Below are 15472 nucleotides of genomic sequence, written 5' to 3' on the forward strand. Positions count from 1 at the left end.
CACGATGAAAAGCTCCAATCTTTCGCCGCCAGTTCTCAAGGAGCACCATGAAGTTACGTAGATCCCGGGGAGCCTGCGCCCTCCTGCTCGCCGCCGGGATGCTGACCGCCTTGACCCCGGCGTCCGCACAGGCCGCCCAGACCACTCAGACCGCCCAGACAGCCACGACAGTCACGACAGCCCAGGCCGGCCTGGTCGCGCCGATCCGCTACGAGGCGGAGAACGCCACGATCGTCCAGGGCGCCGTCGAGTCGAACCACGCCGGCTTCTCCGGCACCGGGTTCGTCAACGGGGAGAACGTCGCCGGGCCGTACGTCGAGTGGACCGTGAACGCGCCCGCCGCGGGCACCGCCACCATCGCCCTGCGCTACGCCAACGGCACCACCGCCAACCGGCCCAGCGACATCAGCGTCAACGGCACCCTCGTCGCCGACGACCGCGCCTTCGCGCCGACCGGCGCCTGGTCCACCTGGGCCACCAGCACGCTGACCGCGACGCTCCAGGCGGGCGCGAACAAGATCCGGGCCACCGCCTCCGCGGTCGGCGGCAACCCCAACTGGGACTACGCCGACGTCGAGGCGTCCTCCGCGCCCACCACCGAGTACCAGGCCGAGAGCGCGACGATCTCCCAGGGCGTCGTGGAGTCCAACCACACCGGCTACACCGGCTCCGGCTTCGTCAACCTCGACAACCTCGTCGGCAGCTACGTCCAGTGGAACGTGAGCGCGGCCACCGCCGGCACGCAGGGGCTGTCCTTCCGCTTCGCCAACGGCACCACCGCCGCCAGGCCCATGGACGTCTCGATCAACGGCGGCGCCCCGGTCAGCCTGAACTTCCCCTCCACGGGAGCCTGGACCACCTGGCAGACCGCCAGCCTGAACGCCGCGCTCACCGCCGGCAACAACACGATCCGGGCCACGTCGAGCACCGCCAATGGCGGACCCAACCTCGACAAGCTGGACGTCACCGGACCCGGCGACACCGAGAAGCCGACCGCGCCGGGCCAGCCGTCCTGCACCCAGATCACCCACAACAGCCTCCGGCTGGACTGGGCGCCCTCCACCGACGACATTGGCGTGGCCGGCTACGACATCTTCCAGCTCGGCACGCAGATCGGCACCGCCGCGGCGCCCCCGCACACGCTGACCGGCCTGCAGTCGGACTTCACCTACACGATCTCCGTCTTCGCCCGCGACGCCTCGGGCAACGTCTCCGACAGCAGCCCGGAGGTCACCTGCAGGACCCAGCCCGCGCCGCCCGACGACCCGCCGACCCAGCCGGGCAAGCCGGCCGTCACCGGCGTCCAGCCGACCCAGGCCACGCTGACCTGGACCGCCTCCACCGACGACAACGGCGTGCGCGCGTACCTGATCCGCGACGCGAGCAACACCGTGCTGCACACCGTGACCGGCACGCCGCCGGCGAACACCGCCCAGGTGCCGCTGGAGTGCAACAAGACGTACCAGTTGCACGTGGTCGCGCGCGACACCGCCAACCAGCTCTCCACCCCGAGCGCGGCCTCCGACTCCTTCACCACGGGCGGCTGCGGCACCGTCCCGCAGACGCCGACCACGGTCGCCGGTAGCTGGGACATCCCGTGGGACATCTCCTGGGCGCCCGACGGCTCGTTCGCCCTGGTGACCGAGCGCGACACCTTCCGGGTGTTCCGGGTCAGCGCGTCCGGCACGAAGACGCAGGTGGGGACCGTACCCAACAGCCAGACCACCGGCGGCGAGGGCGGCCTGATGGGCGTGGCGATGTCGAAGACCTGGAACGGGAGCTCCGACCAGGAGGTGTTCTTCTTCCACACCTCCTCCGAGGGCAACCGCATCGCGAAGATGAACTTCAACGGCACCGCCCTGTCCGGCTACACCTCGCTGCTGCAGGGCATCGCCAAGAACCGCTACCACAACGGCGGCCGGCTGAAGTTCGGCCCCGACGGCTACCTGTACGCCGCCACCGGCGACGCCCAGCAGACCAGCCACGCGCAGAACCTCAGCTCGCTCAACGGCAAGATCCTGCGCGTCACCAAGACCGGCGCCGCCGCCCCCGGCAACCCGTTCAACAGCCGCGTCTACAGCTACGGCCACCGCAACCCGCAGGGACTCGCCTGGGACTCCGCCGGCCGCCTGTGGTCCTCCGAGCTGGGCAACTCCTCGCGTGACGAGCTCAACCTCATCCAGTCGGGCAGAAACTACGGCTGGCCGCAGTGCGAGGGCACCTGCTCCGTCTCCGGCATGACCAACCCCAAGCGGACCTGGGGCGTGGGCGAGGCGTCGCCGTCCGGCATCGCCATCGTCAACAACACGGTCTTCATGGCCGCGCTGCGCGGCCAGCGCCTGTGGCGGATCGTCCTCGACGGCGAGAACGTCGGCACGGTCAACAGCTACTTCAACGGCACCTACGGCCGCCTGCGCGCGGTGGAGAAGGTGCCGGGCGCCAGCGCGATCTGGTTCGGCTCGACCAACTCCGACAACAACGGCAACGGCAACCCGGACGTGATCCGCCGCTCCAACATCCAGTAACCCACCGCCCAGCATGCACCCGGCGGCCGCGCGCGCGGCCGCCGGGCGCGTCACCCCCCGAGCGGAGCCTCGATGACACCCTCCCGACGCGACCTCCTCAAGGCCGCGGGCCTCGCGGGCGGCGGCGCGGTCCTGCTGCCCAGCACGGCGAGCGCGGTCTCCGGTACGGCGAGCGCAGCCTCCGGCCTGACCGGCGCCGCCTCCCCCTGGGACCAGGTCCCCGGGATCCTGGCCAGGATCGTGCCGCCGGCCTTCCCCGACCGGACCTTCCCCATCACCGACTACGGCGCCAGGCCGGACAACACCACCGACTGCACGCCCGCCTTCCGCCAGGCCATCGCCGCCTGCAACGCCGCGGGCGGCGGCACGGTGCTCGTCCCCGGCACAGGACGCTTCCGCACCGGCAAGATCCACCTGCTGTCCAACGTGCGCCTGCACGTGGAAGCGGGCGGCACGATCCGCTTCCGCTCCGACGCCGCGTCCTACCTGCCGACCGTGTTCACGCGCTGGCAGGGCATCGAGTGCTTCAACTACTCGCCCTTCATCTACGCCCGCGGCCAGACCAACATCGCGCTGACCGGCACCGGCACGATCGACGGCAACGCCGCCGCCGGGCCGTGGTTCGGCTTCGACGGCCAGCGCGACCCTGACTGGCAGCGCCTGCAGGCCATGGCGGTGGACGGTGTCCCCGTCGAGCAGCGCCAGTTCGGCGACGGCCACTTCCTCAAGCCCAACATGATCCAGTTGTACGGCTGCGCCAACATCCTCATCGAGGACCTCGACATCAGGAACCCGGCGATGTGGGCCGTGCACCCGGTCCTGTCCCGCAACGTCACCGTCCGGCGCGTCAAGATCTACAGCCGGGGCGCCATGGTCGACGGCGTGGACCCGGAGAGCTGCGCCGACGTCCTCATCGAGAACTGCTCCTTCGACACCGGCGACGACGGCACCGTGATCAAGTCGGGCCGCGACATCGACGGCCGCCGCGTCGGCGTGCCGTCGGAGAACATCGTCATCCGCGGCAACAAGTACTACGGCCGCTGGGGCGCGATCACCGTCGGCAGCGAGATGTCCGGCGGCGTGCGCAACATCTTCGCCGAGAACAACCAGATCTTCCCCGGCTCCAGCTACAAGTCGTTCTACGCGGTCTACCTCAAGACCAACAACCGGCGCGGCGGCGTGGTCGACGGCGTGCACGTACGCGGCCTGACCGGCGGCCCGTGCGACCGCGGCGGCTTCTACATCGACATGAACTACAGCCTGACCGGTCCGGGCCACGGCCCCATCGCGCACCCGGTCATCCAGAACATCACCGTCGAGCACCTCGACATCGGCGACTCCCCGTTCGCGATCAAGCTCTCCGGCTCCTCCGCCAGCCACATCAGGAACGTGACCGTCTCCAACTGCACCTTCACCGCGATCGACACGCCCGCGCCGCAGATCAGCAACGCCGACGACGTCCGGCTGCACAACGTCAGGATCAACGGCACCCTGTACGGCACGCCGCCCGCCGGCACCCGATACGAGGCCGAGAACGCCACCATCTTCAGGGGTGTGGTGGAGTCCAACCACGCCGGGCACTCCGGCACCGGCTTCGTCAACTACGAGAACGTGGCCGGCTCCTACGTCGAGTTCACGATCACCGCCGCCGCCGCGGGGACGGCCACGCTGGCCTTCCGCTTCGCCAACGGCACCGCCACGAACCGTCCGATGGACATCGCGGTCAACGGCGCGGTGATCGCGGCGGGCAAGGCGTTCAACGGCACCGGCGCCTGGACCACCTGGCAGAGCGCCACGGTCTCGGCCCAGCTCAACTCGGGCGCCAACACGGTCAGGGCCACCGCCACCACCGCGAACGGCGGCCCCAACCTCGACCACCTGGAGGTGACCGGGTGAGGCCCGGCGGGCCGGAGCCGGGGGTGTCGCGGCGGGTGGTGCTCGGCGGGGCCTTCGGGTCCGTGGCGGTCGCCGCCTTTCCCGGCGCGACGACGACCGGCGTGACGGCGACTGGCGCGACGTCGGCCGGTGCGGGCGCGGCGGAGGCGTCGTCCGGCGAGGCCGCGGGCGCACCATGGGAACTGGACAGGCGGATCGCGACGCCGGAGCAGTGGCGGGAGTTCCTGACAGGCCAGGACCTGCTCTGGGCCCGCCTGCCCACGATCTGGCACGAGGGACCCTTCCTCGGCGACGGCCAGCTCGGCAGCATGGTCTACAAGGAACCCGGCGCCAACAAGGTCCGCTTCACCACCCAGCACGGCCGGGCCCAGGACCACCGCCCGCAGTTCGGCAGCGGGTTCGGCACCTGCCGCCTGCCCGTCGGCCATCTCACGCTCGACCCGGTCGGCACCATCACCGGCGTCGACTGGCGGCTGAGCCTGTGGGACGCCGAGCTCACCGGTTCGATCACCACCTCAGCGGGGCGCATCACGTTCACCGCCTTCATCCACGACGAGCTCTTCGTGGCCGACGCCGCCGCCAGCGGGGGCGAGCAGGTCCGGTGGACGTTCCATCCGGAGGCGGCCAACAGCCCGCGCGAGGCGTCGGAGGCCCCGCCCTCCGGGTACGTGCGCAACCCGGCCTGGACCACCAAGAGCACGGGCGAGGTCAGGCAGGTGCTGCAGGCCCTGGCGGGCGGCGGGCAGACGGCCACCGCCTACCGGCAGCGCGGTGGGCAACTGCTGCTCAGCGTCGCCCACAGCTTCCCGTCGAACACCGCCGCCGAAGCCGCGTCCCTGGGCAAGGTCCAGAACGCGGGGCCGTACGAGAGTCTGAGGGGCGCGCATCGGGAATGGTGGCACGCCTTCTATCCCAAGAGCTTCCTCAGCCTCCCCGACGAGCGGCTGCAGTCCTTCTACTGGATCCAGCTCTACAAGACGGCGAGCGCGACGCGGGCCGGCGGGCCGGTCATGGCGACCACCGGGCCGTGGCTGGAGCCGACGCCGTGGCCGGGGGTGTGGTGGAACCTCAACGTGCAACTGGAGTACTGGCTGATCCACGGCTCCAACCACCTCGAACTCGACTCGGTCACCACCACCCTCGACCGGAACCGGCAGCGGCTGGTCGAGAACGTGCCGAGCGCCTACCGCGCCGACTCCAGCGGGGTGGGGCGCAGCTCGGACATGTTCGTCACCAGGAGCGTCGGGACGCCCGGCAGCGGCGCCGAGGTCGGCGACCTGACCTGGGCGCTGCACAACGTGTGGCTGTCCTACCGGCACACCATGGACGACACGATGCTGCGGGACATCCTGTTCCCGCTGCTGAGGCGGGCGATCAACTACTACCTGCACTTCCTGCGCACCGAGGGCGACGGAAGGCTGCACCTGCCCAGCACGCTGTCGCCCGAGTACCCGGTGGTGCCGCCCAAGGACACCAACTACGACCTGGCGCTCATCCGGTGGGGCTGCCAGACGCTCATCGAGGCGGCGGCCAGGCTCGGCGTGGACGATCCGCTCGAACCCCGGTGGCGCAGCACGCTGGCCAGCCTGACGCCGTACCCGGTGGACGGCAACGGGTACATGATCGGCGCGAGCACGCCCTACAACCAGTCGCACCGGCACTACTCGCACCTGATGATGATCTACCCGCTGTACCTGGTCACCTGGGACGAGGCGGCGAGCCGTACCCTCATCGAGCGCTCGATCGCGCGCTGGCACGCGGTCACCGGCGCGCACCGCGGCTACAGCTACACCGGCGCGGCCTCCATGTACGCGGGCATGGGCCGCGGCGACACCGCGCTCGCCTACCTGATGCGCTTCTTCGACCCCGCCACGTCCTACCCCTGCCGGGCCAACACCCACTACACCGAGGCGGGCCCGGTCATCGAGACCCCGCTGTCGGCCGCGCAGAGCATCCACGACCTGCTCTGCCAGAGCTGGGGCGGCGTGATCCGGGTCTTCCCCGCCGTGCCGTCCGCGTGGCCCGACGTGACCCTGCACGACTTCCGCACCCAGGGCGCCTTCCTGGTCTCGGCGGTACGGCAGGCGGGGACGACCCGCTTCGTCCGGGTACGCAGCCTGGCCGGTGAGCCGCTCAAGCTGCGCCACGGCCTGCCCGGCCCGCCCGTCGCGACCCTGGACGACGGCACCCCGGCCCAGGTCACCGACCTGGGCGGCGGGATCGTGCAGATCGCGCTGGCCAAGGACCGCGAGGTGCTCGTGCACACCGGGGCGCGTCCGCCGCTGGTCGTCGACCGGGCCCCGATCGCCCGGCCGGGCGCGCGCTGGGGCCTGCCGGGCACGCCGTCGCCGCCGGGCCGCCACGAGGCCGAGAACGCGACGATCTCGCAGGGCGTCGTGGAGTCCAACCACGCCGGGTTCTCCGGCTCCGGCTTCGTGAACCTGGACAACGTCACGGGCTCGTACGTGGAGTTCACCCTCCCCGCGACGGGCGCGAGCACGCTCACCATCGGCTTCGCCAACGGCACCACGAGCGCCAGGCCGATGACCGTCACCGTGGACGGCGTCGCGGCCGGGTCGCTGGACTTCCCGCCCACCGGCGCCTGGACGACCTGGCGGACGGCGTCGCTCCCGGCCACGCTCGGCACGAAGGTCCGGCTCACCTCGGCCACCGCCAACGGCGGGCCCAACCTCGACTACCTCGACGTGGCCGCCACGGGCACCGACTACCAGGCCGAGGACGCGCTGATCACCCAGGGCGTCGTGGAGTCCAACCACGCGGGCTTCACCGGCACCGGCTTCGTCAACCTGGACAACGTCGCCGGCTCGGCCGTCGAGTTCACCGTCACCGGCGGCGGGACGCGGACGGTCACCGTCAGGTTCGCCAACGGCACCACCGTCGCGCGCCCCATGGACGTCCTCGTCGACGGGGCGCGGGCCGGAGCGCTCACCTTTCCGCCGACCGGGGCGTGGACGACGTGGCAGACGCTCTCCCTCCAGGCCCGGCTCGGCACCACGATCACCCTCGTCTCCACGACCGCCAACGGCGGCCCGAACCTCGACAAGATCACTATCGGATAGGGAACCATGGAACTGTCACGCCGCCAGCTCGGAGTCCTCTTCGGCGCCGCCGCCACGGCTCCGCTGCTCACCGCCCGGCCCGCCCTCGCCGCCGCCCCGACCCTCCTGCCGCCCGGCCAGACCTGGCAGCAGATGTGGTCGCCCACGGCGCGCGGCGACGGCATGCGGGCGTGGGAGTCGATCGAGGACGACCGGGCCGACTCCCACACCTCCGCCGCGCCGCACATCTTCCCCGAAGGCGACAACTTCCGCTTCAACATGCACACGGTCGACCGCGACACCAGCACCGACCGCCAGCGCCACGAGGTCACCGGCAACCGCACCCCCAACGGCTACCTGCAGTGGAAGTCGGGGGAGCTGTGGCGGGTCACGTACTCGATGTTCATCCCGAGCACGCTCAAGGCCACCACGAGCTTCACCCACATCTTCCAGACCAAGATGCCGGGCAGCGGCACCGCGCCCATCACGGTCACCTCGCTGCGCCGGGTGGACGGCCGCCAGACCATCGAGCACAAGGTGTTCGAGCCGAACATCCTCGTCGGCAGGACGGACCTGACTCCGCTGCACGACAGATGGATCGACATCGACTACGAGATCAGGATCGGCGACGGCTCGGCCGGAGGGGTGCGCTGGGTGGTGAGCAGCGGCGGCACGACCGTCGTGGACGCCACCAGGACCGGCGTGGACACCTTCCTCGGCGACCGGGTGCGGCCCAAGTGGGGCATCTACCGTTCGCTGGGCGACACCTCCGGCTCGTTGCAGAACTGCCATCTGCTGCTGACGAACCTCAGGTCGTACAAGGCGGTGCCGGGCGGCGGCGGAAACACCACACGCTACGAGGCGGAGAACGCGGTGGTCTCGCAGGGTGTGGTGGAGTCGAACCACGCGGGTCATTCGGGGACGGGGTTTGTCAACGGTGACAACGTGGCCGGGAGCTACACCGAGTGGACGGTGAACGGCGCGGCGGGCGCGGCCACGTTGCGGGTGCGCTATGCGAACGGCACGACCGCGAACCGGGCCGCGGCGATCGCGGTGAACGGGTCCGCGGTGGTGGCGAACCAGTCGTTCAACGGCACCGGCGCCTGGACCACCTGGGCCACCACGACGCTGCCGATCACGCTGAACGCCGGGAGCAACACGGTCCGGATCACGGCGAACACCGCCAACGGCAACCCCAACCTGGACTACATCGAGGTGACCCAATGACAGACGACCCCGGCAACGGCCGGTTACCCGGCGGCGCCCTGCGCGCCGCCGCGTTGTCGCGGCGGCAGGCGCTGCGTGCCGCGGCCCTCGGCGGCGGGGCGCTGGTGCTCGGGCTTCCGGCGGTCCTGAACGAGCGCGCGGCGGCGGCGCGCGCGGGCGCCGGAGCGAGGGGCGGGGCCGCGGTCGCCGAGGGTACGGCCGCCGCCTCGCCCTGGGACGAGGTGCCCGCGATCCTGGCCAGGATCGTGCCGCCGGCCTTCCCCGACCGGACCTTCTCCATCACCGACTACGGGGCCGTCGGCGACAACAGCACCGACTGCACCGCCGCCTTCCGCAACGCCATCGCCGCCTGCAACGCCGCGGGCGGCGGCCGGGTCCTGGTGCCGGCGGGCACGTTCCGCACCGGCAAGATCCACCTGCTGTCCGAGGTGAACCTGCACGTCCAGGGCACGATCCGGTTCCGCACCGACCCCGGCTCCTACCTGCCGCCCGTCTTCACCCGGTGGGAGGGCATCGAGTGCTACAACTACTCGCCCTTCATCTACGCCAACGGCAAGACGAACATCGCACTGACCGGCACCGGCACCATCGACGGCAACGCCCCGGCGGGGGACTGGTCCTCCTGGGGCGGCGGCGGCGCCGACCGCGACCGGCTGCGTGACTGGGGCGCCGACGACCATCCGGTGGAGCAGCGGGTGTTCGGCTCCGGCACGAAGCTGCGCCCGAACATGATCGGCCTCTACAACTGCACGAACGTCCTGGTGGAGAACCTCAACCTGCGCAACCCCGCCATGTGGACGCTGCACCCGGTCTACTGCACGAACGTCACGGTCAGGAACGTCACCTTCTACAGCACCAACTCCCAGGGCGACGGCTGCAACCCCGACTCCTGCACCGACGTCCACATCCACGGCTGCCGCTTCAACACCAACGACGACTGCATCCCGGTCAAGTCGGGCCGCGACCGCGACGGCCGCAGGGTCAACCGGCCCTCGCAGAACATCGTGGTGCAGAACTGCAGGTTCTCCGGCCGCTGGGGCGGCATCACGGTCGGCAGTGAGATGTCGGGCGGGGTGCGCAAGGTCTTCGCCGAGGACTGCCAGTGCAACGCGGCCGACTTCCCGGGCCGCTACCCGGTCAAGTACGCGCTGTACGTGAAGACCAGCTTCAACAGGGGCGGCTACGTCGAGGACGTCCACCTGCGCCGCTTCACCGGCCGCAACCTCGAACGCGACGCCCTCTACATCACCATGAACTACGAGACGTCGGGCAGCATCCCGCCCACCGTCCGCAACTTCACGGTGGACGCGATGACCGTGACGGGCGGCCGGTCGGCCTTCAACATCGACGGCCGCTCCGCCCGGCACATCCAGAACGTGACCATCTCCAACAGCACGTTCACCGGCATGACCAATTCCGGAAATATCGCGAACTACGTGGACAATCTCCAGTTGATCAACGTCTTCCACAACGGGCGCGACATCTCCACCACCACCCCGCCCACCGGCACCCGCTACGAGGCGGAGAACGCGACGATCTCGCAGGGTGTGGTGGAGTCGAACCACGCGGGTCATTCGGGGACGGGGTTCGTCAACGGTGACAACGTGGCCGGGAGCTACACCGAGTGGACGGTGAACGGCGCGGCGGGGGCGGCCACGTTGCGGGTGCGTTATGCGAACGGCACGACGGCGAACCGGGCCGCGGCGATCGCGGTGAACGGGTCCGCGGTGGTGGCGAACCAGTCGTTCAACGGCACCGGCGCCTGGACGACGTGGGCCACGGCGACGCTGCCGATCACGCTGAACGCCGGGAGCAACACGGTCCGGATCACGGCGAACACCGCCAACGGCAACCCCAACCTGGACTACATCGAGGTGCAGCAATGAGACGCGCCACCTGGCCGCTGGCCCTCGCCCTCCTGGCCCTCCCCCTGACGGCCACCCCGGCAGCCGCCGCCGCCGAGTTCAACGTGCGGGACTACGGCGCGACCGGCAACGGCAGCACCAACGACGACGACGCCATCGACCGCGCCATCAACGCCGCCAGCGGCGCCCCCGGCGGCATCGTCGTCTTCCCCTCGGGCAACTACCGCGCCCGCACCATCCACCTGAAGAGCAACGTCACCATCCGCCTCGACTCCGGCGCCACCGTCCGCGCGGCGAGCAGCGGCATGGACGCCCCCGAGCCCAACGCCTTCGACGACTACCAGGACTTCGGCCACAGCCACTTCAACAACTCGCTGTTCGTCGGCAGGGGCGTCAGCAACGTGCACTTCGTCGGCGCCGGCTCCATCGACGGCGACGGCAACCTGTCCACCAGCAACTCCCCGCCCTCCGGCGCGGGCAACAAGGCCATCGCCCTGACCGAGTGCGCGAACGTCAGCCTCACCGGCATCACCATCCGCCGCGGCGGCCACTTCATGGCGCTGCTCAACGGCTGCCACGACGTCCTCATCGACAACCTCAAGACCGTCTACGCCGAGAACGGCGTGCGCGACGGCATCAACCTGATCAACAGCTGGAACGTCGTCCTGCAGAACAGCCGGATCGAGGCCAGCGACGACGCGGTGGCGCTGAAGAGCGACTTCGCCCTCGGCCACACCTACACCAGCCAGAACGTGCGCGTACGCGACACCACGATCTACTCCCACGAGAACAACGCGATGCAGTTCGGCTCGGAGACGTGCGGCGACTTCCGCGACATCCGCTTCGACGACATCACCGTGCTCGGCGCGGGCAAGGCGGGCATCGGCATGGTCTCCATGGACGGCTCGGTCATCGAGGACGTCCACTACACCAACATCTCGCTCACCAAGACCACGACCCCGATCTTCATGAAGATCGGCGAGCGCAGGCGCTGCCCGGGCTCGCCACCCGCCGGCCGGATCAGGAACATCCACCTGACCAACGTGACCGGACACGAGCTCACCGCCCCCGAGCCCTCGGGCACCACCGGCGGCCCAGAGCTGACCAGTACCATCACCGGCACGCCCGCCGTCGACATCGGCCCCGGCATCACGCTCGACGGCGTCAAGCTGACCGTCCCCGGCGGCCACCCCGCCTCCGACGCCACCCGCGTGCCCGGCGAGTTCCTGACCAGCTACCCACCCCGCGACTACGGCACCCGCCCCGCGTTCGGCATCTGGGCCAGGCACGTCCAGGGACTGACGGTCAAGGGCGAGATGCGCGTGGACGAGAACGACAACCGCCCAGCCTTCATCGTCGACGACGGCTCCGGCATCCGCCTGGACGTGATCGCCCAGCGCGGCTCCGGCAGCGCCTACGACGTCGGCGTCAGCGGCATCAACGGCTACGCCGTCACCGGCGCCAACACCGCGGGCGGCGCGCTGCGGGTGCGCGCGACCAACTCCACCCCCGTCCCCGGCAACCCCGTCAGCCTGTACGGCGAGGCCGAGGCGGCCACGGTCACCGCCCCCATGCAGATCCAGCAGGACCCGGCGGCCTCCGGCGGCTCCTACGTCACCGTCGCGCCGGGCAACAACAGCCAGTCGGCCGCCCCGGCGAACGGGCACGCCACGCTCGGCTTCGCCGTACCCGATGCCGGGTCCTTCAAGGTGTGGGCCCGCGTCATCGCCCCCACGAACGGCGACGACTCCTTCTGGGTGCGCGCGGACGGCGGCGCGTGGACGAACTGGAACACCGTCCCGATCGGCGCCGCCTGGCACTGGGCCCAGCTCCCGGTCACCTACGACCTGAGCGCGGGCAACCACACCGTCACCTTCGCCTACCGCGAGGACGGCGCGCGCCTGGACCGGGTGGCGATCTCCAGCGACCCGTCGTTCGTCCCCTCCGACGGGCCGCCGCCGACCGGCGCCCGCTACGAGGCGGAGGAGGCCACGATCTCGCAGGGCGTGGTGGAGTCCAACCACGCCGGGTTCACCGGCACCGGCTTCGTCAACGGCGACAACGCCGCCGGCCCCTACGTGGAGTGGACCGTCACCGCCGCCCAGGCGGGCCCGGCGACGCTGGCCTTCCGGCACGCCAACGGCACCACCGCCAACCGTCCGATGGCCGTCTCGGTCAACGGCGCCGCTCCCGTCACCGTGGACTTCCCCGGCACCGGAGCCTGGACCACCTGGGCGAGCGCGACGCTGACCGCGCAGCTCAACGCCGGCCCGAACACCGTCAGGGCCACCTCCACCACCGCCAACGGCGGGCCCAACCTCGACCACCTCGCCGTGACCGGACCGTAGAGGAGCGCGAATGTCCCGAGCCCCACGCGTGGCCTTGCTGGCCGTGCTCACGCTCATCCTCGGCACGCTGGTCGCCCTGCCGGCGCGGGCCGAGCTGCAACACCCGCGCCAGGCGTTCCTGCGCTCCTCGGTGGGCGGCCTGTTCCTGCACTGGGGCATGCGCACCTCGCCCCAGCACACGAGCTGCGGCGCCTGGGAGTCGGCCGTCACCGGCGGCGGCTGGAACCCGGGCTACTGGGTCCAGGAGGCCAGGAAGCTGCACACGCAGTACATCGTGCTGGCGACCTTCCACTCGCGGCTCGGGTACGCCCGGCCGTACCCGAGTGCCGTGCCGGGCTCCTGCCGTACCGGCAGAGACCTGCTCGGCGAGCTCATCGAGGCCGCCGACGCCCAGGGACTGAAGGTCATCCACTACATGACCGACGACCCGCAGTGGTGGAACGAGGGGCTCGGCTCCGGCCAGTCGTGGCTGAACTCCGCGGCCTACTCCAGCTACAAGGGCCGCAGTGTGGACCTGCACACGCGCGACGGGTTCGGCGAGTTCAGCTACGACCTGTTCGTCGAGCAGATGGCCCGCTACCCGAAGCTGGCCGGGTTCTGGATCGACAACGACAACGCCTACTGGGAACGTAACGGCCTCTACGAGCGCATCAGGCGCGAGCGGCCCGACATGACGCTGTCGAACAACAACGAAGACACGCCGATCATGGACATGATCAGCAACGAGCAGAAGACCGGTATGACGCCGAGCTACGACTACCCGCAGGCGGTCTACACGGCGGCGCCGCGCCTGATCGAGGCCGACTTCAAGCTGCCGACCAGCGGCCCGTGGTGGTACGGCGGCTCCGACCAGGCCGTCGACCACAAGCTGACGCTCGGCCGCCTGATCACCAACGCCGGCTCCTCGGTCAAGGCGCTCATGGCCGAGACGCCGATGAAGGCCGGGCGCATGCCGCCGGCCCAGGAGAGCTTCAACAACTTCGCCGCCACCTACCTCGCCGACATCTGGGAGTCGTTGAACGGCACCGAGGGCGGCGGCTACATGTACGGCGGGCTCGACCCGGGCTTCTGGAACAACGGCGCGCACGGCGTGACCACGATCAGCAGGACCGACCCGAACCTGCACTACATCCACGTGATCAACCGGCCGTCGGGCAGCACGCTGTCGCTGCGTGACAACGGCTACGCGATCGGCTCGGTGGTGAACCTGCGCACCGGCGCCCCGGTGACGTTCACGCAGGCCAACGGGACGCTCACGCTGAGCGGCGTCTCCGCCTGGGACCCGTACAACACGGTCTTCAAGGTCGTCTCCACGGGCCGGGAAGGCATCCACACCGGCGTCACCCTGTCGGCCTCCGCCTCGGCGAGCGGCCACCCGGCCGCCCACGCGGGCGACGGCGACTACCTGACGTACTGGGACGCCACCTCGGCGGGCACCGTCTCGCTCCGCTTCGACCTGGGCTCGCGCAAGCCCGTCCGCTACATCGGGATCAACCAGCGCGAGGACTCCACGACGTACCCGGCGGCCAACTCCGCGCGCGTCAACGGCTACCGCGTCTACGTCAGCGACGACGGCGCCACCTGGGGCAGCCCGGTCAAGACCGGCAACCTGCCCAACCACCGCGGCGTCCAGATCATCGACATCCCGGCCACGACCGCCCGGCACGTGCGCCTGGAGAAGACCGGCAGCCACGGCATCGCCCGGCTGCGCGTGGACGAGGCGTGGGTCGGCGGCGCCTATCCGGGCGGCGGCGGGGAGCCTCCGGACAACCGTCACGAGGCGGAGGACGCGACGATCTCGCAGGGCGCGGTGGAGAACAACCACGCCGGGTTCTCCGGCACCGGCTTCGTCAACGGCGACAACGTGGCGGGGCCGTACGTGGAGTGGACGGTCGAGGCCGCGCGGGCGGGCAACGCCACGCTGACCTTCGGCTTCGCCAACGGCACCACCGCGGGCAGGCCCATGGACATCACGGTCAACGGCGCGCAGGCCGCCGACGAGTTCGCCTTCGACCCGACCGGCGCCTGGACGAACTGGCGGACCAGGACGCTCACCGTGCCGCTGAACGCCGGGTCCAACACGATCAGGGCCACCGCCACGACCGCGGGCGGCGGGCCGAACCTGGACTACGTCGACGTGGAGGCGGCGAGCGGTCCCACGCCGACCGACCACCAGGCGGAGGACGCGACGATCTCGCAGGGCGCGGTGGAGTCCAACCACGCGGGCTTCACCGGCACCGGCTTCGTCAACTACGACAACCTCGCCGGCTCGTACGTGGAGTTCGCGGTGGACGCCGCGAACGCGGGACCGGCCACGCTCACGCTGCGCTACGCCAACGGCACCACGGCGGGCCGCCCGATGGACATCGCGGTCAACGGCACGCTCGCCGCGGGCGGGCTCGCCTTCGACCCGACCGGCGCCTGGACCACCTGGACCACGCGCACGCTCACCGTCCAGCTCGCCGCGGGCGCCAACACGATCAGGGCCACCGCCACCACCGCGGGCGGCGGCCCGAACCTCGACCGGATCAGCCTCGGCTGAAGGAGTACGC

At 70.8% G+C, this 15472-nt stretch carries 7 protein-coding genes; all 7 read left to right on the forward strand.

The genetic code is table 11. The features are described 5' to 3' along the window. The first annotated feature begins 47 nt into the window (after positions 1-47). Positions 48-2525: a PQQ-dependent sugar dehydrogenase gene (locus ACIBEJ_RS03610; protein ID WP_397181009.1), complete on the forward strand. Its 2478-nt coding sequence runs from the start codon at positions 48-50 to the stop codon at positions 2523-2525. A gap of 72 nt (positions 2526-2597) precedes the next feature. After that, a complete protein-coding gene (locus tag ACIBEJ_RS03615) occupies positions 2598-4421 on the forward strand; it encodes a glycosyl hydrolase family 28 protein (RefSeq protein WP_397181010.1) in 1824 nt (607 codons plus the stop codon). Further along, positions 4418-7501 carry a glycosyl hydrolase family 95 catalytic domain-containing protein gene (locus ACIBEJ_RS03620; RefSeq protein WP_397181011.1) on the forward strand — a complete coding sequence of 1028 codons (3084 nt, stop codon included), beginning with the start codon at positions 4418-4420 and terminating at the stop codon, positions 7499-7501. Before ACIBEJ_RS03615 ends, ACIBEJ_RS03620 begins: the two co-directional genes overlap by 4 nt. Before the next feature lie 6 nt (positions 7502-7507). Continuing rightward, positions 7508-8707 carry a carbohydrate-binding protein gene (locus ACIBEJ_RS03625; RefSeq protein ID WP_397181012.1) on the forward strand — a complete coding sequence of 400 codons (1200 nt, stop codon included), beginning with the start codon at positions 7508-7510 and terminating at the stop codon, positions 8705-8707. Further along, a complete protein-coding gene (locus ACIBEJ_RS03630) occupies positions 8704-10593 on the forward strand; it encodes a glycosyl hydrolase family 28 protein (protein WP_397181013.1) in 1890 nt (629 codons plus the stop codon). Before ACIBEJ_RS03625 ends, ACIBEJ_RS03630 begins: the two co-directional genes overlap by 4 nt. Beyond that, positions 10590-12920, forward strand: a complete 2331-nt coding sequence (locus ACIBEJ_RS03635; RefSeq protein ID WP_397181014.1) for a glycosyl hydrolase family 28 protein — start codon at positions 10590-10592, stop codon at positions 12918-12920. Before ACIBEJ_RS03630 ends, ACIBEJ_RS03635 begins: the two co-directional genes overlap by 4 nt. Positions 12921-12930: 10 nt before the next feature. Beyond that, a complete protein-coding gene (locus ACIBEJ_RS03640) occupies positions 12931-15462 on the forward strand; it encodes a carbohydrate-binding protein (RefSeq protein ID WP_397181015.1) in 2532 nt (843 codons plus the stop codon). Positions 15463-15472: the final 10 nt, after the last annotated feature.

The organism is Nonomuraea sp. NPDC050790, assembly GCF_044456745.1.
Taxonomy (GTDB): Bacteria; Actinomycetota; Actinomycetes; order Streptosporangiales; family Streptosporangiaceae; genus Nonomuraea.